Origin of the sequence: Riemerella anatipestifer, from assembly GCF_009670965.2 — a bacterium.
Taxonomy (GTDB): Bacteria; Bacteroidota; Bacteroidia; order Flavobacteriales; family Weeksellaceae; genus Riemerella; species Riemerella anatipestifer_B.
This window is the reverse complement of record NZ_CP073239.1, coordinates 859,207-879,235: the sequence shown is the minus strand read 5'-3', so window position 1 is coordinate 879,235 and position 20,029 is coordinate 859,207. Positions and strand designations below refer to the sequence as shown.

14 protein-coding genes, 2 tRNA genes and 3 rRNA genes are annotated in these 20,029 nt (G+C 37.7%); 18 read left to right on the top strand and 1 reads right to left on the bottom strand.

Annotated elements, in window-relative coordinates; translation table 11 throughout:
- Nucleotide 1: 1 nt before the first annotated feature.
- Nucleotides 2-1,411, bottom strand: coding sequence for a 23S rRNA (uracil(1939)-C(5))-methyltransferase RlmD (gene rlmD, locus D1J36_RS04060; RefSeq protein WP_154137315.1), 1,410 nt, complete (start codon nucleotides 1,409-1,411; stop codon nucleotides 2-4).
- A 167-nt stretch (nucleotides 1,412-1,578) separates the two neighbouring features.
- Between rlmD and D1J36_RS04055 the strand changes: the two genes are divergently transcribed.
- The 18 genes from D1J36_RS04055 to rrf all read left to right on the top strand — a co-directional run bounded on the left by D1J36_RS04055 (nucleotide 1,579) and on the right by rrf (nucleotide 19,865).
- Nucleotides 1,579-3,240 (top strand): DUF6909 family protein, encoded by a 1,662-nt coding sequence (locus D1J36_RS04055; RefSeq protein ID WP_154137314.1) that lies wholly within the window; start codon nucleotides 1,579-1,581, stop codon nucleotides 3,238-3,240.
- A gap of 105 nt (nucleotides 3,241-3,345) precedes the next feature.
- The gene (locus tag D1J36_RS04050; RefSeq protein ID WP_154137313.1) at nucleotides 3,346-3,930 is read left to right on the top strand and encodes an LUD domain-containing protein; all 585 of its coding nucleotides are present in this window, start codon (nucleotides 3,346-3,348) and stop codon (nucleotides 3,928-3,930) included.
- Nucleotides 3,931-3,951: 21 nt separating this feature from the next.
- Nucleotides 3,952-4,830: a phosphatidate cytidylyltransferase gene (locus tag D1J36_RS04045; protein WP_154137312.1), complete on the top strand. Its 879-nt coding sequence runs from the start codon at nucleotides 3,952-3,954 to the stop codon at nucleotides 4,828-4,830.
- 16 nt (nucleotides 4,831-4,846) lie between these two features.
- The gene (locus tag D1J36_RS04040) at nucleotides 4,847-5,500 is read left to right on the top strand and encodes a phosphatidylserine decarboxylase family protein (RefSeq protein WP_154137311.1); all 654 of its coding nucleotides are present in this window, start codon (nucleotides 4,847-4,849) and stop codon (nucleotides 5,498-5,500) included.
- Nucleotides 5,500-6,804, top strand: a complete 1,305-nt coding sequence (locus D1J36_RS04035; RefSeq protein WP_154137310.1) for a DUF389 domain-containing protein — start codon at nucleotides 5,500-5,502, stop codon at nucleotides 6,802-6,804. The genes D1J36_RS04040 and D1J36_RS04035 overlap by 1 nt, the downstream gene beginning before the upstream one ends.
- Nucleotides 6,805-6,885: 81 nt before the next feature.
- On the top strand, nucleotides 6,886-7,764 hold the full coding sequence (locus D1J36_RS04030) for a DUF6089 family protein (protein ID WP_154137309.1): 879 nt from the start codon (nucleotides 6,886-6,888) through the stop codon (nucleotides 7,762-7,764).
- Nucleotides 7,765-7,768: 4 nt separating this feature from the next.
- Nucleotides 7,769-8,515, top strand: a complete 747-nt coding sequence (locus D1J36_RS04025; RefSeq protein ID WP_154137308.1) for an isoprenyl transferase — start codon at nucleotides 7,769-7,771, stop codon at nucleotides 8,513-8,515.
- 33 nt (nucleotides 8,516-8,548) lie between these two features.
- Nucleotides 8,549-11,101, top strand: a complete 2,553-nt coding sequence (locus D1J36_RS04020; RefSeq protein WP_154137307.1) for a BamA/OMP85 family outer membrane protein — start codon at nucleotides 8,549-8,551, stop codon at nucleotides 11,099-11,101.
- A 15-nt stretch (nucleotides 11,102-11,116) separates the two neighbouring features.
- A complete protein-coding gene (locus tag D1J36_RS04015; protein WP_107046632.1) occupies nucleotides 11,117-11,647 on the top strand; it encodes an OmpH family outer membrane protein in 531 nt (176 codons plus the stop codon).
- Nucleotides 11,648-11,701: 54 nt separating this feature from the next.
- Nucleotides 11,702-12,202: an OmpH family outer membrane protein gene (locus tag D1J36_RS04010; RefSeq protein ID WP_154137306.1), complete on the top strand. Its 501-nt coding sequence runs from the start codon at nucleotides 11,702-11,704 to the stop codon at nucleotides 12,200-12,202.
- A gap of 63 nt (nucleotides 12,203-12,265) precedes the next feature.
- Nucleotides 12,266-12,760 (top strand): acyl-CoA thioesterase, encoded by a 495-nt coding sequence (locus D1J36_RS04005; protein ID WP_154137305.1) that lies wholly within the window; start codon nucleotides 12,266-12,268, stop codon nucleotides 12,758-12,760.
- 20 nt (nucleotides 12,761-12,780) lie between these two features.
- Nucleotides 12,781-13,644, top strand: coding sequence for a dTDP-4-dehydrorhamnose reductase (gene rfbD, locus D1J36_RS04000; protein WP_154137304.1), 864 nt, complete (start codon nucleotides 12,781-12,783; stop codon nucleotides 13,642-13,644).
- Nucleotides 13,637-14,302, top strand: a complete 666-nt coding sequence (locus tag D1J36_RS03995; protein WP_052911020.1) for a hypothetical protein — start codon at nucleotides 13,637-13,639, stop codon at nucleotides 14,300-14,302. Before rfbD ends, D1J36_RS03995 begins: the two co-directional genes overlap by 8 nt.
- A 408-nt stretch (nucleotides 14,303-14,710) precedes the next feature.
- Nucleotides 14,711-16,227, top strand: a 16S ribosomal RNA gene (locus tag D1J36_RS03990).
- Nucleotides 16,228-16,425: 198 nt separating this feature from the next.
- Nucleotides 16,426-16,499: transfer RNA gene (locus tag D1J36_RS03985), tRNA-Ile, on the top strand.
- A 92-nt stretch (nucleotides 16,500-16,591) separates the two neighbouring features.
- Nucleotides 16,592-16,665 (top strand) — tRNA-Ala (locus D1J36_RS03980).
- 161 nt (nucleotides 16,666-16,826) lie between these two features.
- A 23S ribosomal RNA gene (locus tag D1J36_RS03975) occupies nucleotides 16,827-19,575 on the top strand.
- Between the two features lie 182 nt (nucleotides 19,576-19,757).
- Nucleotides 19,758-19,865 (top strand): 5S ribosomal RNA (gene rrf / locus D1J36_RS03970).
- Together the 16S, 23S and 5S rRNA genes with 2 tRNA genes alongside form the textbook arrangement of a ribosomal RNA operon.
- Nucleotides 19,866-20,029: the final 164 nt, after the last annotated feature.

Genomic DNA, 20,029 nt, shown 5'->3' with positions numbered 1-20,029 from the left:
TTTAAATCTTTTTTAGTAGGGCAATATTTTCTATGTGATGCGTTTGTGGGAACATATCCACAGGAAGGATTTTCTCCACACGATAATGTTCTTTCATTAGAGCCAAATCTCTTGCTTGTGTGGCAGAGTTACAACTTACATAGACTATTTTATCTGGAGCTAATTTTAGGATTTGTTCTACTACCTTTTGATGCATTCCGTCTCTAGGAGGGTCGGTAATTAAGACATCTGCCTTAGGGTGTTGAGCTAAAAATTCATCAGTAAAAATATCTTTCATATCCCCACAGTAGAAGGTGCAGTTGTCTAGACCGTTATGCTTAGCGTGTTCCTTAGCGGCAGCTATGGCTTCTGGTACAGACTCAATCCCAATCACTTGCTTGGATTTTCTCGCTACAAACTGTGCAATAGTCCCTGTGCCTGTGTAGAGGTCGTACACCACTTCGTTCCCTTTTAAATCGGCAAATTCTAGTGTCTTTTGGTAAAGGGCTAAGGCTTGTTGGTAATTGGTTTGAAAGAAAGATTTAGGACCTATTTTAAATTGTAAATCTTCCATTTCTTCGATTAAAAAACCATCGCCGTAGTAGGTTTCCACCTCTAGGTCATAGATGGAGTCGTTAGGTTTAGGGTTAATGGCATACACCAAAGTTTTGATTTGAGGGAAAGCGTTGAGGAGATATTCAAATAAGGCTTCTCGTTCTTCCTTTTGTTCTTTGTAGAATTGAAACAGCACCATCCACTCGCCTTTGGAGTTTTGTCTTAGCATTAGCGTTCTTAAAAATCCTTCTTGATTTTTAACATCAAAAAACTCTAGCTGGTGGGCATCGGCATAATTTTTTACAGCAAGTCTTATTTCGTTAGAAGGTGTTTCTTGTAGGACACATTCTTTTAAATCCAAAATCTTACTCCACATACCAGGAATATGGAAACCTAAAGCGTTTTTATTGTCAATATCCGCTCCATTAAGTATCTCTTCGGAAGTCAGCCATCTCGCATTAGAGAAAGAAAATTCCATCTTGTTTCTATAGAAATACTCTTGCGGAGAGCCTAAAATCGGTAAAGACTCAAAATCGGTTAATCCACCAATTCTTTTGAGATTATTAAGAACTTCGGACTGCTTAAATTCCAGTTGTTTTTCGTAAGACAAGTTTTGCCATTTGCAACCACCACATACCCCAAAGTGTTTGCATTGAGCCTCTACCCTATCTTGAGAAAATTCTACAATCTCTACAGCTTCGGCTTCGTAGTATTGCTTTTTAGATTTTTTTACTCTAGCGTTTACCGTATCACCTGGGACTGCTCCCGAAACCAACACCGTTTTGCCCTCGGTGGTTTTTCCCACAGCAACGCCTTTAGCTCCTGCTGATACTAACTTTAGGTTTTCTATAATGATGTTTTTATGCTTTCTCCCCATAATTATAAAACTAATTGATGCAAAAATAAGGTTTTAAAATAGACTGCTAAAAAGAAAATCAAAAAAGGCATACAGAGACCAATATTACTGTGGATAATTAAGCTAAAGACTTATAAATTTGGAAAATTATGTAAGTTTGCAGTTTAATTTATTCTTTTTTTAACACTATGGTAAAGTCTAGAGCAAGAGAAACAACGGAGGCTATTGAGAGGTTGTTTGTGAGTATGAGACACTTATTTTACAGAGGTTTTTTCAAGCCAGGAGGCGTGTCAGGAGAAAGCCTTAGAGATTTGTTGATGGTTATACAGCCCGAAATTTACGGTTCTATGTCTTCGCCTAAAAAGGTGGAGCTAGATGGGTTACTCTATGTGCTAGACCGTTTACCAGAAGGTATAGAAGAATGTGCTTTTATACATTTAACTTCAGATGAGGGCTTTCACAAAGCAAGTTTTCAGCCTATCGTTCCTAAAAAGAGAAGGCGAAACTGCTATAGGATAGATGCTCATCAAATGAATATTGAGGTACTTCTAGGAAGGTCGGAAATTTACGATATACTCACCCACTTAACTTTCTTCTACATAGAGGCAGATAAAATAAGAAACATCGGCTTTGATTTAGAAAAAGGAGGTACACCTCGCCGTATTTGGAAGGCAATAGAAGAGGTAGCCAAAGGCGAAAAGAAATTTACACGAAAAGAAAAAGAAGTCGCTTTGATACAGCTTTCTGCCTTTTTGGGAAGAACCTTTGAGGAAACTTTAGATGCCTACGAAAAGTTTGGTGATGAGAAAAATCCAGACCGATTATTCAAAATCATCTATAACATGGGTGAGGTAAGTTTAGCAGATTGGCGACAAGAACGAGCGAGAGAAATCTTCTTTAGTGCGATACTTCAGGAGCGTGTGGGGCATCATTTCTTTGGCGAAAAATGGGCGAACAAGGTTAAGGAAGTTTTGGTAAATAACAACTTACACAAAAGACCTTTGCATATCATCAGTGCCAATATGCACAGTGTTAAAAATATGCTTTACGCCAATGATGCTCTTAATATCAAGAATAAAGGTAGTGTAGATTATTCTCTATACGAAAGCATTAGCAACGATGCCAATCTAAGAAAAAAAGTTTCGGACTATGCCTTATCAAAAGGGCTTATCTATATAGACGACCAAAGTGGAAGTAATATAGATGTTCAAATTATAGATTTAAAGAAATTTTCTTCGGAGAATACGCCTTTTCAAGGAAAAGCTATCGGTAAAGAAGATGTGATTTTGGTGTTTGATTATGCCTTTGGCGAACAAGCCTTTGAAGTTATGGACGAACTTTTAAAACCTTTTAAAGTAGGAGACGAAATGTGTTTTATGCCAGTTCGTTCCATTTCTATTATGGGTAAAGCAGGGATTTTGGAAGGCAAAAAAGGGGATATTATGATACCTACCTCTCATATTTTTGAAGGAACAGCAGATAATTACCCTTTTGAAAACGCATTAAGCCTCTCCGATTTTCAAGATGATGAACTAAAGGCATTTCAAGGGTCTATGATTACGGTATTAGGGACTTCGCTGCAAAATAAGGATATTCTTTCATTCTTTATGACTACCTCTTGGAAAGCCATAGGTCTTGAGATGGAAGGAGCTCATTATCAAAAAGCTATACAGGTGGCTTCTAAAATAAGAAATCATATCAGTCCAGATTTGTTTGTATGTTATGCTTACTATGCTTCGGATAACCCTTTAGAAACTGGTAGTACCCTTTCTTCGGGAGGATTGGGGCTTACAGGTGTTAAGCCTACCTACCTTATCACATTGAGGATTTTAGAAAAAATATTGAATTAAGGCTTTTAGTATAGTTTCATTAAAGATTGAGAATTTAATTTTTAATGCTATATATAATAAATATTTACTATTTTTGTTAATTAAATTAAAAAAGCCTCTGTTGATTTGAGTTGGTTTAAGAACATTGTCGGTAAAATTTTTAATACGGAAGAAGAAACAGCAAAGCCTGATGTTATAAAATTAGGTGATAAGCTTAGTTCTGCAGATTTAGATTATAAATTTGCCCAGTTGTTTACACATTCTGGAGGAATTTTCAATTATTGTGCAGACGAGGCGGAAGCTCTTAAAACACTCAATCAAATTGTAAAGTTGGAGGGTATGTCCTCTATTTTCTGTTGCGATGAAAACCTTAGAGATTTCTTAAATGTGATAGGGGTATCTTCTACGGAAAGTTTAGAGCTTTTTAACGATGCCGCTTTTATCACTTGTGAATATCTTATCGCTTATGATGGTAAAATAATGCTTTCTCACAATAATATCTTACACTATAATTCTTCTAGACTTCCAGAGAAAATTGTTATTATGGCAACTGTTTCTCAGATAGTAACCAATCTTAACGAAGCAATGATGAAAGTAAAGAGAAGAAAGAGTACTCTTAAAAATCTAACTTCAATAAGTGGAGGACAATCACACTTAGATGACCCTCAAAAAAAGAATACTAAACTTTTTCTTCTTTTGCTGGAAGATTAAATTAACTAAATCAATTCTGTTTTGGATAAAAATTTATTACTCCGTATAATATTTGGTGGTGTTTATGCACTTGTGATAATTGCTTGTACAACGCCTTATGGAGCTATTACTATCAATAATTTATTAGGTAAATATGTGGTAGGCGCGGAGCAACTCTATTTTGGACTAATCACATTTCTATTATTTGTAGGCGTGTGGGAATGTGTGAGAATGATGAAGTTTGATAATACTTTTTGGAAATGGTTGGTTTTCCCAGCCGTTCTTCTTGTGTATTATCGCTTTAGTATGAAATACTTCTATAATAGTTTTTATGCTAATATTACACTATCGGAAATACTAGGATTATCATTACTGCCTATTGCGGCGGTAACATTGTTCCGTTATCCTAAAGAACTTTACTATGAAAATGGCAAACTCATCTTTGCTGTTATTTATACCGTGATACCGTTTTCTTTTGCATTGGGTTTACCTACCTTTATTAAAGGTTTACCAGAATCCTTTTCTATGGAAGTATTTTGGATGTTTGTTCTTATTTGGAGCAGTGATTCCTTTGCTTATGTTTTTGGAAGATTATTGGGTAGACATAAAATGGCTCCTAAGATAAGTCCTAAGAAGACTTGGGAAGGCTTTATTGGCGGAGTATTATCCACAATGTTGTTAGGTTTTTTTATAGAGCAAAATTATACGGAACTTAGAGGTAATTGGATATTGGTGGGAGTGTTAGTCTCTGTATTTGCACCTATGGGAGATTTGTTGGAAAGTCAATTAAAACGAACTTTCGGAGTTAAAGATAGTGGGAATATCATTCCGGGGCATGGAGGAATTTTAGATAGGCTGGACAGCTTTATGGTATGTGCACCAGTATTATATTTATATTTTGCGATAGAAAAGTTATTTTAATAATAAACTGATAATAATGAAATTACACAAAGAATCTAAAGGAACATTACTTGTGGTGGGAAGCGTGGTGGCTATAGTAAGCGGCTTGTCTATTTATTTTTTAAAGGGTTGGGCTCTGGTTATTATACTTCCTCTTTTGGTTATTTTAGGATTGGTTTTATGGTTTTTTAGAGTGCCTAGTAGAACTATTTTAGAACACAGAGAAAATGTAATAGCACCTGTGGACGGTAAAGTAGTAATGATAAAAGAAGTAGAAGAAAATGAATTCTTAAAAGGGAAGTGCATTCAGGTCTCTATATTTATGTCGCCACTTAATGTACATATTTGTCGTTATCCCGTAAGCGGAGAGGTGGTTTACAAAAAATACCACCCAGGTAAATATTTGGTAGCGTGGCACGAGAAATCTTCTACCGAAAACGAGAGAACTACGGTTGCTGTTAAAACTCTTTTAGGGTCTAATGTTGTGTTCCGTCAGATTGCGGGTTATGTTGCAAGGAGGATTGTATTCTACTGTAACGAAGGAGATGCAGCCAAAGCAGGGCACGAGTTTGGATTTATTAAATTTGGTTCTCGTATGGATGTATTTTTACCACTAGATACGGAGATACTTTGCAAAATAGGAGATAAAACCAAGGGAGGTTTAGATGTTATTGCCAAACTAAAAAGCTAATGTTAGAAAAACTAACTAAACTAAAAGAAGTTTTCAGCCTTCTTTCTCAGCAAGAGACATTTAATAATGTTAAAGAAAACATAGCTACAAATATTCCTTTTAAAGGGACTAATCTGTGGATTTTAATTTTTGCCATATTTATAGTTTGTTTGGGGCTTAATATGAACTCTACTGCGGTGATTATAGGAGCGATGCTTATATCACCACTTATGGGTCCTATTATGGGGATTGGTTTTTCCGTTGGGATTAACGACCCTTGGATGCTGAAAACAGCAATTAAAAACTATGCTTTCGCTTCTGGTGTTGGCTTGGTAACTTCCACGATTTATTTTCTAGTTTCTCCTATTAGTGATGCCTATTCGGAAATATTGGCGAGAACTTCTCCTAATATTTACGATGTACTTATAGCCTTTTTCGGAGGTTTAGCAGGTATTGTGGCTACTTATAGCAAACTCAAAGGTAATGTAATACCAGGAGTAGCCATTGCTACGGCACTTATGCCTCCTTTGTGTACGGCAGGATATGGGCTGGCAACATTGCAGTTTTCGTATTTTTTTGGAGCTTTATATTTATATCTCATCAATACGGTTTATATCGCTTTAGCAACCTTTATTGTGCTTAAGGTAGTGGATTTTCCTCGTTATCATTTCAAAGATGAGAGGATAGAGAAACGCTCTAGGAAAATCATGTGGTTTTTAGTCGTTCTTACTTTGATACCAAGCACTTACTTTGGTTATGTGATGGTAAATAAAAACAAGTTTGAACGAAATGCCTCTCGCTTTATTAGCGGTGAGGCTGTATTTCAAAACAATTTTCTTTTAAGTAAGAAAATTAGTTATGAGAATGGCGAAATAGAACTAACTTACGGTGGAGAAAAGCTAAGTGAAGAGAGTATGAAAGCACTCAAAAAGAAGGCTAATAATTACGACTTGGAGGGTGTGAAATTAGTTATAAAACAAGGGTTTAATTTTGTGCCATCGGCTAATGGGCAGAATAATATTGTTCCTGCTAATGATTCGGAGCAACAGCTCAAAAAGTTTTTAGTAATGAGGAGTGATAGTATCAACGCTCATAAAAAAGAAACCGAGCAAATATTTAAAGAGCTTAAGGTTCAAAATAATAATATAAAGAAGTTTGCGTTCAGCATTATGGATGAGGTTACGGATTCGTCTATAATTAAAAAGAATGTGATGCTTATAAGTGCAGAAGCTCCTATTAGAGAAGCGGAGAAGACCAAAATTAACGAATGGCTTAAAGTGAGAGTTAATAATCCAAAACTAGAAATTATTTACAATACCCAATAGTTTTTTTAACGCTTCTTTAAGATTGGCTTAACTTTAAAAAGGTTTATATTTGCACATTGTTTTACTCAAAAACAATAAATTATGAAGAAAATAATTTTCGGTCTGTTATGTACTTTTACAACGTCTACCCTATCTTTTGCTCAAAAGCATGAGATTGGTATTTATGCGGGGGTGAGTAACCTTGTGGGGGATATTGGTAAGACTAATTATTTACTTTCAGATTTTTCAACTTTTAGTGATATTTATGGGCCTCCAGTTAATTTAGGAGGTTTTTATAAGATGAATTTTAATCCTTATCAAGGGCTTAGATTTAATTTATCTTATTCAAATGTTAAGTTTCAAGACCATTTAGCGAAAGAGGAATATCGTAGAATTAGAAATAATTCAGGTAATAACACAGTACTATCCTTAGAATCCGTTTTTGAGTATCAGTTTTTACCAGTTAATAACGAGCAGAAATCACCTATGCTCAGTCCTTACATCTTCGGTGGTATAGGAGCTATGCTTTATTCAAGTGTTAATACTACATTAGATTTTTCTGATTATCAGCTAGTAGATGCTACAGGAACTTTTATGCCTCCTGCAATCGAAGATTATCCTGAAGGGCAACGGGCTGTAGCTAATAAATTGACAATGTCTATTCCTTTTGGGATAGGATTAAAGTATAAGTTTAACTATAATTGGGCTTTGTTTGGAGAGGTAACTTTCCGTCCTACCTTTACGGATAATATTGATTACAGCAATATGAAAGAAAGCCAAGTAAGAGTTCTTTACGATAAAGAAGCAGTAAAAGCGATAAGAGGAGGAAATACAGTGCTTTCAGAAGAAGAAATAAATGCAATTATAAAACCTTATGTGGAATCGAAAAGAGTAGGGAATTTAAATTCTAACGATTGGGTAAATACAGTTACTGTAGGTATATCCTACTCTTTTGGACGTCCACCATGTTATTGTGATTAAGAAAATGTCAGAAATAAAGAATAAAATTGATAAAAATCAACTGCCTCAACACATCGCCATTATAATGGATGGCAATGGGAGATGGGCAAAATCTAAGGGACAAGAAAGAACCTTTGGGCATAAGAGTGCTATTGAAGCGGTGAGAAATGCTATCAATGCCTGTAATGAGATAGGTGTACCTTACCTTACATTATACACCTTTTCTACGGAAAATTGGGGTCGACCTTCCGATGAGGTAGATACGCTTATGAATTTGTTATCAGAAACTTTATTAGCAGAGGCGGAAGATATATTCAATAAAGGGTTGAGAATGCATGTTATAGGCGATGTGGAAAGATTGCCTTCTTTGGTTAAAGATCAGTTGCTAAATGTAGTAGATTTAACCAAGAATAATACTAACGGAAATTTAGTTTTGGCTCTGAGCTACGGTTCTAGACATGAGATTTTAACGGCGGTGAAAAAAATTGCTACTGAAGTTAAAAATGGAGAGTTATCGGTAGAGGCTATCTCAGAAGAAACTATAAGTCAGAACTTGTTTACTAAAGACATTCCAGATGTAGATTTATTGATTAGAACGAGTGGAGAAGTGAGGATAAGCAATTTCCTTTTATGGCAAATAGCTTATGCAGAACTACAGTTTTTAGATATTCTATGGCCAGATTTCTCTAAAGACGACTTCTTCCAATGTATCGTAGATTACCAAAACAAGGAGAGACGATACGGCAAAACTAGTGAGCAGGTAGCTCCTTAATATTTTAATTGAAAAAAGAATAGATTTTATATAATGAGATATAAATTTTTACCAGTTCTTTTATTTGCAGCGTCAGCTCATTTATTTGGACAAGAGGTGCCTAAGACAAATCCTCAACAAGGAGTACAAAGTGAGAGTACAACTCAGGTAGATGACTTACAAGGAAACTATATTTTGAAAGATATAGTGGTAGATGGCGTCAAAAAATATAGTGCAGATCAGGTTTTAAGATTTACAGGACTTAGAAAAGGAGAGCAGATAGAAGTGCCTGGGCAAAAGATTAGTGAGGCTATAAAAAAACTTTGGAACTCTAAATATTTCTCCGAAGTAGAAGTCTATGTACAAAGTGTAGATGGACAAAATATTGTACTTAGGTTTTTATTAGAAGACCTAAAAGATTTAGGAGAAGTAAAAGTAGTAGGGATAGATAAGAAAGTTAGTAAATCTAAGGCTGAAAAAATCATAAAAGATAATGATTTAAAACCTGGGGTAAAAATCACTAATGACTTAATAAACTCGGTAAAACACAATATTGCCAAACAGCAGATAGATAAAGGTTTCTCTGACGCTAAGGTGAATGTAAAGAATACTGCAAACCCTAAAGACCCTAATATGATGGACTGGACGATAGAGGTACAAAGGGGGAAGCGTATAAAAATAGACCGTATTACTTTTGAAGGAAACGAGAATATTTCATCTAAAAAACTTAGAAAAAAAGCATTTAAAGAGACTAAGCAAAAGAGATTTTTATTAGGAATATTAAAATCATCTAAGTTTGTTAAAGAGAAATACGAAGAAGATAAGAAAAACTTAGTAACCTATTATAACTCTTTAGGTTATCGTGATGCGGTAATTGTTTCTGATTCGGTTTGGAGAAATAAAAACAACAATTATGAAATCAATGTAAAACTCAACGAAGGTAAAAAATACTATATCGGAGACATTAATTTCATTGGAAATACAGCTTATAGTACAGAGTTTTTACAAAAGGTATTAGGGTATAAAAAAGGAGATATTTATGATGCCGTAGGATTTAATAAAAAAGTAGGTGAAGATGGTGGTAAAGAAGATGATTCAGATATCAAGTCTTTATACCTTAACAATGGTTATCTTTTCTCCCAAGTAACGCCTGTAGAAAAAGCAATCAAGGGAGACTCTATAGACTTAGAAATAAGAATTAAGGAGGGCGAAAAAGCCTCTTGGGATAGGGTAACATGGAGTGGTAATACGACTACACATGACCATGTAGTGCTTCGTTCTCTACAAACAAGACCAGGGAATTTATTTTCCAAAAGAGATATTAAAGGAACTTACTTTGATTTAGCAGGGATGCAGTTTTTTGACCCTCAACAAATTAAATATGACATCAAACCAAATCCACAAAATAATACTGTAGATGTTGCTTGGAATTTGGTAGAAAAAGGTTCTTCGCAAGTACAGCTACAAGCAGGTTATGGAGGTAACTCATTTATAGGGACTTTGGGGCTAACGTTTAATAACTTTTCTCTTAGAAATTTCTTGAGAGGTAAAGATTTTAAACCTGTTCCTCAAGGAGATGGGCAAGTATTATCGTTACAAGCACAGGCAGGGCAATTCTTCCAAAATTATAGTTTTGCTTTTACAGAACCTTGGTTGTTTGGTAGCCGTCCAACTGCTTTATCTATAAGTTTAAATAACTCCATAGTAAAATATGCAGATCTCACAGGAGGTAGTCAAAGGTTAAATATATTCTCTGCGAATGTAGGTTTAACAAGAAGACTATTATGGCCAGATTATAATTTCTCTCTTTATACAGGGATTTCTTATCAGGGCTATAATTTTAATAACTTCCCATTCCAGTTCGGGTCAGAGCAAGTAAATAATGGTTCTGCAAACAACTTTGCATTTAATATATCACTTAGTAGGAACTCAGCAGGATTTGATCCTCATTTCCCTACGCAAGGGTCTAATATAGAAGCTTCTGTAAAGTTTACACCACCATATTCTTTATTTTCGAATAAAGATTATAGTACTATGTCCACTGCGGCAAAATACAATTGGTTAGAATTTTACAAAGTAAAACTTAGAGCCGAAACCTATAATACGGTTGTTGGTAAACTAGTATTACGTTCTACTGCAGAAATGGGCTTTATGGACGGATACAATAGACAATTAGGAGCACCTCCTTTTGAGAGATTTTATTTAGGTGGTGTGGGGCTTTTTGCGGGAAGGTTTGACGGTAGAGAACTTATACCATTGCGTGGTTATCAGAACGCATCTATGACAGGTGGATTAACAGAAGATGTTACCCCAACAGGTGGAGGTACTTTATATAACCGTTTTGCGGTAGAATTAAGGTATCCAATCTCAATGAACCAAACAGCTAAAATCTATGCACTTACTTTTGCTGAAGGAGGTAATACTTGGAATAACTTTTCAACTTACAATCCATTCCAGTTGAAACGCTCTGTAGGTGTTGGTATTAGAGTATTTATGGGAGCTTTTGGTTTGATTGGATTCGACTTTGCTTACGGATTTGACAAAACTATAGGAGGTACACAACCTTCGGGTTGGAATACCCACTTCTTAATGAACCAACCATTATAATTCAATATTGAAAAGATGATAAGTTTTTTTAAAAAAATAGCTTTTGTTCTCAGTCTGTTGTTTCTAAGCTTTGGTATTAAAGCACAGAAGATAGGAGTTGTAGATACACGATATATTTTGGAGAAGTTTCCTCAATATAAAGAGGCAGAAAAAAGATTGGAAACACAAGTGCAAACTTGGCAAACTGAAATTAGCCAAATGCAGACCAATTACGAAGCTAAAAAAACATCATTTGAAAATGAAAAAGTACTTCTTGTAGGAGAGCAACTAAAGACAAGAGAAAAAGAAGTCTTAGATTTAGAAAAAGAGCTTAAAGGACTTATCTCTAAAAGATTTGGAACGGATGGAGAGGTTAATAAGTTGAGAACATCTCTAACTAAGCCTTTTCAAGATCAAATTTGGAATGCTATAAAGCAAGTTAGTGATAAAAATGGTTTAGGCATAGTTCTTGATAAAGGTAACGACGCAAATATACTCTTTACTGATAAAAAGTACGATTATACCGATAAAGTATTGGATATTTTACTTAAAAATCAAAAAAAATAAGTATAATTGCAGAGAGAAATAAAAAACTATAAAAATTAAACTTTATTTATTATTATGAAAAAATTAAGCGTATTGTTTGCAGCGGTAATGATGTTTGTATCTATGGGAGTTGCAAAGGCACAAAAAATAGCTACAGTAGATGTAGAAGCTATTTTGAGCATGATGCCTGAAAAGAAAAAAGCAGATGAACAATTATTAAGTGTATTTAAGGCAAAACAAGTAGAAATTCAGAAACAAGCACAAGCTTGGCAAGAAGAGGTTGCAGCTTACCAAAAAGCAGCAGCTACAATGACTGAAGCTCAGAGAACAGCTAAAGAAGGAGAGTTGCAGAAGAAACAACAGAATATTCAGCAAATGTCAGAAGCTGCTCAGAAAGATTATACAGAGAAGCAACAAGCAGCTTACGCTCCTATAGATAAGAAATTTATGGAAGCTACAGAAAAAGCAGCTAAAGCTAATGGTTGGGACTTTATTTTTGACTCTAACACTATGGGGTTAATCTATAAAGGAGGAGCTGATGCTACTGCAGCTGTTAAAAAAGAATTAGGACTTTAATTAAGTTGAAAATATCTATAAAGCCACTCTTTTTGAGTGGTTTTTTTATTTAAATATATAAATATGGGAGAATTAAAAGAGTTTGAGAGTATAGTTAAAATTCGTTTCGCAGATTGTGATCCAATAGGGCATCTTAATAATGTAAAATATTTGGAGTATATGCTCAATGCAAGAGAAGATCATGTGGAAGATAACTACGGATTTACCTATCAAGAATATGCACAAAAAACGGGCTGCACTTGGATTGCTATAGAAAATCAAATAGCATATCTAAGAGAAATAAAAGCTAATACTAAAGCTAAAATTACAAGTAAAACCATTATGATGGATAAAAGAACAGCTTTAGTAGAAATTTTAATGAAAGCTTTGGATTCTGATTTAGTTTACGCTGTATTATGGGTAAAGGTTATTCACTTTAATCTTAAAACAAGAAAATCACAAGAACACACTCCAGAAATTATGGAACAGTTTGGTGAATTCTTGGTAGAAATATCGGAAAAAACATTCCAAGAAAGAGTTGATAACTTGAGAAAAATAAATAAATTTGTGGGGATATAGTGTAATATATTAGATAAGATATGAGTAAAATTTTAGTTACAGGAGCAGGAGGACAATTAGGTAATTGTTTCAAAAAGTTAGAAGAGAACTATCCACAATATAACTTTGTATTTAAAACTTCAAAAGAGTTGGATATAACAGATGAAGGAGCTGTTTTAGATATTTTTAATGAGGAAAAACCATCGGTCTGTATCAATGCTGCGGCATACACTGCTGTAGATTTGGCGGAGCAGGAGCAAGAAAAAGCCTATAATATCAACGCTAATGGAGTGGGAAATCTAGCAAAAGTTTGTCAGGAAAATCAAGTATTATTGATACACATCAGCACCGATTATGTTTTTGATGGAGACACAAATTTGCCTTATTCAGAAGATGATTTTACCAATCCTCTTGGAGTTTATGGGAAGTCTAAACTTAGAGGGGAGGAATTGGCTTTAGAGAATAATCCTAATACAATAGTCATTCGTACTTCTTGGCTTTACTCTGAGTTTAATAAAAACTTTGTAAAAACAATGCTTCACCTTTTTTCTCAAAAAGATGAATTAAATATAGTAAACGACCAATTCGGTCAGCCAACTAATGCCAATGATTTGGCAGAAGCTGTAATGAAAATCATAGAAACACCTTCAAAAAAAATGGGTATCTATCATTTCTCTAACTATTCAGAGACTACTTGGTACGAGTTTGCTACAAAAATTAAAGAATTCTCAAAAAGTAATATTAAACTAAATCCTATTCCAACAGAGGAATATCCTACTCCAGCTAAGAGACCACATAGAAGTACCTTTGCTTTAGATAAAATAGAAAAAGATTATCAAATAGAAATAAAGTATTGGCAACCCAGTTTAGAGGCTTGTATAGAAATCCTTAAAGAAGATGAATAAAATTATTTTAGCTCTTAGTCTATGTTTATCAGTCGCTGGTTTTTCTCAACGATACGACCTAGTGGAAATTAAAGATAAAATAGAAAGTACAGATAAATCATTCTTTAGACTTATCCAAGAAGATATTGAAAAAGCACATTATTTAGGTAAACTAGAAGTAGCTAATGCATCTACGGACGACAAAGTTAATTATGTAGCAATATACAATAAGGCTAAATTTATAGGAGCTAATGCTTATCAAATTATATTTCCTGAAACTATAGATGGGCTAAAAGCTAAAAATAAACAATACTATACAGTATTATTATACTCTATAAATGTAGAAAATATAACAAGGGTTCATGATGAAGTTTATCTATTTAATATAGGAGACAAAGCTCAGAAATTAAAAATAGAAGATAAAAAATTAACGCTTTTACCAAAATCTTATTATAAAATAAATTTAACAGAAAAGCCAATAGATGTTTCAGTAGGTGGATTTCTTGGTTCTAGGATAAAACTTCCAACGAAAACAGGAACTAATAACTCATTATATTTTAATGTATCCGATACTTCACTTAGGGGAAAAGACGGTTTTCTCAATCTAAAGACAGGAGATTTAGAAAGATTAGATGAGGCTTATGCCAATTATTTATTAAATTTCTATACATCTTATTAGAGTTTCTAAAATTTTTTCAATTTGTATATCAGATAATTATATATGATAGATAAAAAAAGTGTATAAAACATTTGGAGTTAATTCCGAAGAATATGTATTTTTGCAGCCTCGATACGAGAGAGTAGGAGTAGATTGATTAGATTAAATACTTAGTAGTAATAAGCCTTAAGAATAAGGAGGAGTGTTGCGAGAGGTGTTTAGCGGTGTTGAGAAAAAATATTTAAAAATTTTTTCAAAAAACATTTGGTCAATTAAAAAAAACTTTTTACTTTTGCACTCGCAAATCGGAACTGAGGTAATCAGTGAGGGATTTAGCGAGAAGAATAGAGAACATTGAAAGATACTATAACAACCAAGTAAGGAAAAAACCAAAGCGTAACAAAACTTTGAGTGAGACAGGAAAAATATACAATGGAGAGTTTGATCCTGGCTCAGGATGAACGCTAGCGGGAGGCCTAACACATGCAAGCCGAGCGGTAGAGTATCTTCGGATACTTGAGAGCGGCGTACGGGTGCGGAACACGTGTGCAACCTGCCCTTATCTGGGGGATAGCCTTTCGAAAGGAAGATTAATACCCCATAATATATTGATTGGCATCAGTTAATATTGAAAACTCCGGTGGATAAGGATGGGCACGCGCAAGATTAGATAGTTGGTGAGGTAACGGCTCACCAAGTCAATGATCTTTAGGGGGCCTGAGAGGGTGATCCCCCACACTGGTACTGAGACACGGACCAGACTCCTACGGGAGGCAGCAGTGAGGAATATTGGACAATGGGTGCAAGCCTGATCCAGCCATCCCGCGTGAAGGACGACGGCCCTATGGGTTGTAAACTTCTTTTGTACAGGGATAAACCTACCCTCGTGAGGGTAGCTGAAGGTACTGTACGAATAAGCACCGGCTAACTCCGTGCCAGCAGCCGCGGTAATACGGAGGGTGCGAGCGTTATCCGGATTTATTGGGTTTAAAGGGTCCGCAGGCGGGCTAGTAAGTCAGTGGTGAAAGCCTACAGCTTAACTGTAGAACTGCCGTTGATACTGCTAGTCTTGAGTATAGTTGAGGTAGCTGGAATGAGTAGTGTAGCGGTGAAATGCATAGATATTACTCAGAACACCGATTGCGAAGGCAGGTTACCAAGTTATAACTGACGCTGAGGGACGAAAGCGTGGGGAGCGAACAGGATTAGATACCCTGGTAGTCCACGCCGTAAACGATGCTAACTCGTTTTTGGGCTTTAGGGTTCAGAGACTAAGCGAAAGTGATAAGTTAGCCACCTGGGGAGTACGACCGCAAGGTTGAAACTCAAAGGAATTGACGGGGGCCCGCACAAGCGGTGGATCATGTGGTTTAATTCGATGATACGCGAGGAACCTTACCAAGGCTTAAATGGGAATTGACAGCTGTAGAAATACGGTTTTCTTCGGACAATTTTCAAGGTGCTGCATGGTTGTCGTCAGCTCGTGCCGTGAGGTGTTAGGTTAAGTCCTGCAACGAGCGCAACCCCTGTCACTAGTTGCCATCATTAAGTTGGGGACTCTAGTGAGACTGCCTACGCAAGTAGAGAGGAAGGTGGGGATGACGTCAAATCATCACGGCCCTTACGCCTTGGGCCACACACGTGATACAATGGCCGGTACAGAGGGCAGCTACACTGCGAAGTGATGCAAATCTCGAAAGCCGGTCTCAGTTCGGATTGGAGTCTGCAACTCGACTCTATGAAGCTGGAATCGCTAGTAATCGCGCATCAGCCATGGCGCGGTGAATACGTTCCCGGGCCTTGTACACACCGCCCGTCAAGCCATGGAAGCTGGGGGTACCTGAAGTCGGTGACCGTAAAAGGAGCTGCCTAGGGTAAAACTAGTAACTAGGGCTAAGTCGTAACAAGGTAGCCGTACCGGAAGGTGCGGCTGGAACATCTCATTTTAGAGACTCATTTGGAGTATAAACAAAAATAAGAAAGCTTACTTAAAGTAGCTTTGGTTTTTTTACTGGTTGGTATATAAAGAAATAACCCCTAAGATTAGTATCAGGGATAAGAAAGAGATTAGAAACTAGAAGTTGGAAGTTAGAAATAAGGATGAGAATCTAAATTCTAACAATCTAAACTCTGACATCTAAGACAGTCTCGTAGCTCAGCTGGTTAGAGCGCTACACTGATAATGTAGAGGTCGGCAGTTCGAGCCTGCCCGAGACTACTAATTAATAGAGGTTGGATACTAGAAGTTAGAATTTAGAAGAAGTTGAATGTCTAAAATCTAACATCTGAAATCTAACATCTACACTAATGGGGGAATTAGCTCAGCTGGCTAGAGCGCCTGCCTTGCACGCAGGAGGTCAAGGGTTCGACTCCCTTATTCTCCACTAGGGTTAGATATTTAATTTAAAAGTGACAGATGGAGCCAAACACAACATCAGTTCATTAAATATTTAGCGAGCGTAAAGCACATTGACATTAACGGTAAAAGACATCACAAAGAGAAAACCGAGCACTTATAAGTGCTTGAGTAACCAAAAATATTAGGAAAGAAATCGTTAAGGGCGTATGGCGGATGCCTAGGCTTTCAGAGGCGACGAAGGACGTGGTAAGCTGCGAAAAGCTACGGGGATTGGCACACACGAATTGATCCGTAGATATCCGAATGGGGCAACCCAATACATTGAAGATGTATTACTGCGTAAGCAGAGCAAACCCGGAGAACTGAAACATCTAAGTACCCGGAGGAAAAGAAATCGAAGAGATTCCGTAAGTAGTGGCGAGCGAAAGCGGATTAGCCCAAAAGCTTTTATATGTTTAATAGAACACTTTGGAAAGAGTGGCCATAGAGGGTGATAGCCCCGTACATGAAAGGCATACATAAGTGATAAAAGAGTAGGGCGGGACACGTGAAATCCTGTCTGAATATGGGGGGACCATCCTCCAAGGCTAAATACTCCTGAAAGACCGATAGTGAACAAGTACTGTGAAGGAAAGGTGAAAAGCACTTCGAATAGAAGGGTGAAAGAGAACCTGAAACCGTACGCCTACAAGCGGTCGGAGCAGCTTAGTGCTGTGACGGCGTGCCTTTTGCATAATGAGCCTACGAGTTAATTTTACTAGCGAGGTTAAGTAATTAAGTTACGGAGCCGAAGCGAAAGCGAGTCTGAATAGGGCGAATAGTTAGTAGGATTAGACGCGAAACCTTGTGATCTACCCATGGGCAGGTTGAAGCTTTGGTAACACAAAGTGGAGGACCGAACCGGTTGACGTTGAAAAGTCTTCGGATGACCTGTGGGTAGGGGTGAAAGGCCAATCAAACTGGGAGATAGCTCGTACTCTCCGAAATGCATTTAGGTGCAGCGTTGATGTTAAGTTTATTAGAGGTAGAGCTACTGATTGGATGCGGGGGTTTCACCGCCTACCAATTCCTGACAAACTCCGAATGCTAATAAATGTTCATCAGCAGTGAGGGCATGGGTGCTAAGGTCCATGTCCGAGAGGGAAAGAACCCGGACCAACAGCTAAGGTCCCTAAATATATGCTAAGTTGAAATAACGCGGTTGGACTGCATTGACAGCTAGGATGTTGGCTTGGAAGCAGCCATTCATTTAAAGAGTGCGTAACAGCTCACTAGTCGAGCGGTCCGGCATGGATAATAATCGGGCATAAGCATATTACCGAAGCTATGGGATGTATTAATACATCGGTAGGAGAGCATTCTATCGGCGCAGAAGCAGTATCGTGAGGTATTGTGGAGCTTATAGAAAAGAAAATGTAGGCATAAGTAACGATAAAGGGGGCGAGAAACCCCCTCACCGAAAGACTAAGGTTTCCTCAGCCATGCTAATCAGCTGAGGGTTAGTCGGGACCTAACGCGTACCCGAAAGGGGAAGTGGATGGACAATGGGTTAATATTCCCATACTTGCTCACACTAAAAGGGGACGGATTGCCGTACTTACTGAAGACTGACGGAATAGTTGAGACCTAGCCTACGGGCGAAGTTGTTGTAGGGAAAGCAGTTCCAAGAAAAGCCGAAGTGAAGCAACCCGTACCAAAACCGACACAGGTAGTCGAGGAGAGAATCCTAAGGTGCTCGAGTGAGTCGTGGCTAAGGAACTAGGCAAAATAGTCTCGTAACTTCGGAAGAAGAGACGCCAACAGTAATGTTGGCCGCAGTGAAGAGGCCCAGGCGACTGTTTATCAAAAACACAGGACTCTGCTAAATCGAAAGATGCTGTATAGGGTCTGACACCTGCCCGGTGCTGGAAGGTTAAGGAAGGTGCTTAGCGTAAGCGAAGGCATTAACTGAAGCCCCAGTAAACGGCGGCCGTAACTATAACGGTCCTAAGGTAGCGAAATTCCTTGTCGGGTAAGTTCCGACCTGCACGAATGGTGTAACGATCTGGGCACTGTCTCAGCCACGAGCTCGGTGAAATTGTAGTATCGGTGAAGATGCCGATTACCCGCAATGGGACGAAAAGACCCTGTGAACCTTTACTATAACTTCGTATTGACTTTGAGTAAACAATGTGTAGGATAGGTGGGAGGCTATGAAGCTGGCACGCTAGTGTTGGTGGAGCCGTTGTTGAAATACCACCCTTTGTTTACTTAGAGCCTAACTCGGAAACGAGGACATTGCGTGGTGGGTAGTTTGACTGGGGTGGTCGCCTCCAAAAGAGTAACGGAGGCTTTCAAAGGTACCCTCAGCACGCTTGGTAACCGTGCGTAGAGTGTAATGGCATAAGGGTGCTTGACTGTGAGACCTACAAGTCGATCAGGTGCGAAAGCAGGACATAGTGATCCGGTGGTTCCGTATGGAAGGGCCATCGCTCATAGGATAAAAGGTACTCCGGGGATAACAGGCTAGTCTCCCCCAAGAGCTCACATCGACGGGGAGGTTCGGCACCTCGATGTCGGCTCGTCACATCCTGGGGCTGGAGAAGGTCCCAAGGGTTGGGCTGTTCGCCCATTAAAGTGGCACGCGAGCTGGGTTCAGAACGTCGTGAGACAGTTCGGTCTCTATCTATTGCGGGCGTTAGATGTTTGAGAGGGCTTGAATCTAGTACGAGAGGACCGATTTGAACAAACCTCTGGTGTATCTGTTGTGCCGCCAGGCGCACCGCAGAGTAGCTAAGTTTGGTAAGGATAAGCACTGAAGGCATATAAGTGCGAAACCTGCCTCAAGATGAGACATCTTTTAAGGGTCGTGGGAGATGACCACGTTGATAGGCTACAGGTGTAAAGTTGGTAACAGCATAGCCGAGTAGTACTAATTACCCGTAGATTTATAGCCTAATGGGTTATGTTAAAGAAGCCTTATAAGTGCGAGCAAGGTTTTGTCTTTGTGATGAAAATTACCGATAAAATAGACGTTAGATTAAAGATATTGGACGTTAGTATAATAGAAATGGTTACAACAACCGTTTTCAAACTCTAAGTTCTAATATCGAACCTCTAATCTCTTATAAAGACCTTTAGGGTGGTTTTAGCGGTGGGGCTCACCTGTTCCCATTCCGAACACAGAAGTTAAGCCCACCAGCGCCGATGGTACTACGAAAGTGGGAGAGTAGGTCGCCGCCAGTTTTTATTTTTGAAAAGCCTCTAGCAATACTGCTAGAGGCTTTTTTTGTTGGAGTGTTGTGATAGGTAATGTTGCGTGAGGGCGAAGGGCATTGTTGGAGCTCATCTTACAAAGGTGTAAGGGATAGGTGTGGGCTTTGTGAGATAGCGACTGCCCGTAGACCGAC

Coding starts and splice junctions, on each gene's coding strand:
- rlmD (WP_154137315.1), bottom strand. CDS start 1,411: ATGGGGAGAAAGCATAAAAACATCATTATAGAAAACCTAAAGTTAGTA.
- D1J36_RS04055 (WP_154137314.1), top strand. CDS start 1,579: ATGGTAAAGTCTAGAGCAAGAGAAACAACGGAGGCTATTGAGAGGTTG.
- D1J36_RS04040 (WP_154137311.1), top strand. CDS start 4,847: ATGAAATTACACAAAGAATCTAAAGGAACATTACTTGTGGTGGGAAGC.
- D1J36_RS04035 (WP_154137310.1), top strand. CDS start 5,500: ATGTTAGAAAAACTAACTAAACTAAAAGAAGTTTTCAGCCTTCTTTCT.
- D1J36_RS04030 (WP_154137309.1), top strand. CDS start 6,886: ATGAAGAAAATAATTTTCGGTCTGTTATGTACTTTTACAACGTCTACC.
- D1J36_RS04025 (WP_154137308.1), top strand. CDS start 7,769: ATGTCAGAAATAAAGAATAAAATTGATAAAAATCAACTGCCTCAACAC.
- D1J36_RS04020 (WP_154137307.1), top strand. CDS start 8,549: ATGAGATATAAATTTTTACCAGTTCTTTTATTTGCAGCGTCAGCTCAT.
- D1J36_RS04015 (WP_107046632.1), top strand. CDS start 11,117: ATGATAAGTTTTTTTAAAAAAATAGCTTTTGTTCTCAGTCTGTTGTTT.
- D1J36_RS04010 (WP_154137306.1), top strand. CDS start 11,702: ATGAAAAAATTAAGCGTATTGTTTGCAGCGGTAATGATGTTTGTATCT.
- D1J36_RS04005 (WP_154137305.1), top strand. CDS start 12,266: ATGGGAGAATTAAAAGAGTTTGAGAGTATAGTTAAAATTCGTTTCGCA.
- rfbD (WP_154137304.1), top strand. CDS start 12,781: ATGAGTAAAATTTTAGTTACAGGAGCAGGAGGACAATTAGGTAATTGT.
- D1J36_RS03995 (WP_052911020.1), top strand. CDS start 13,637: ATGAATAAAATTATTTTAGCTCTTAGTCTATGTTTATCAGTCGCTGGT.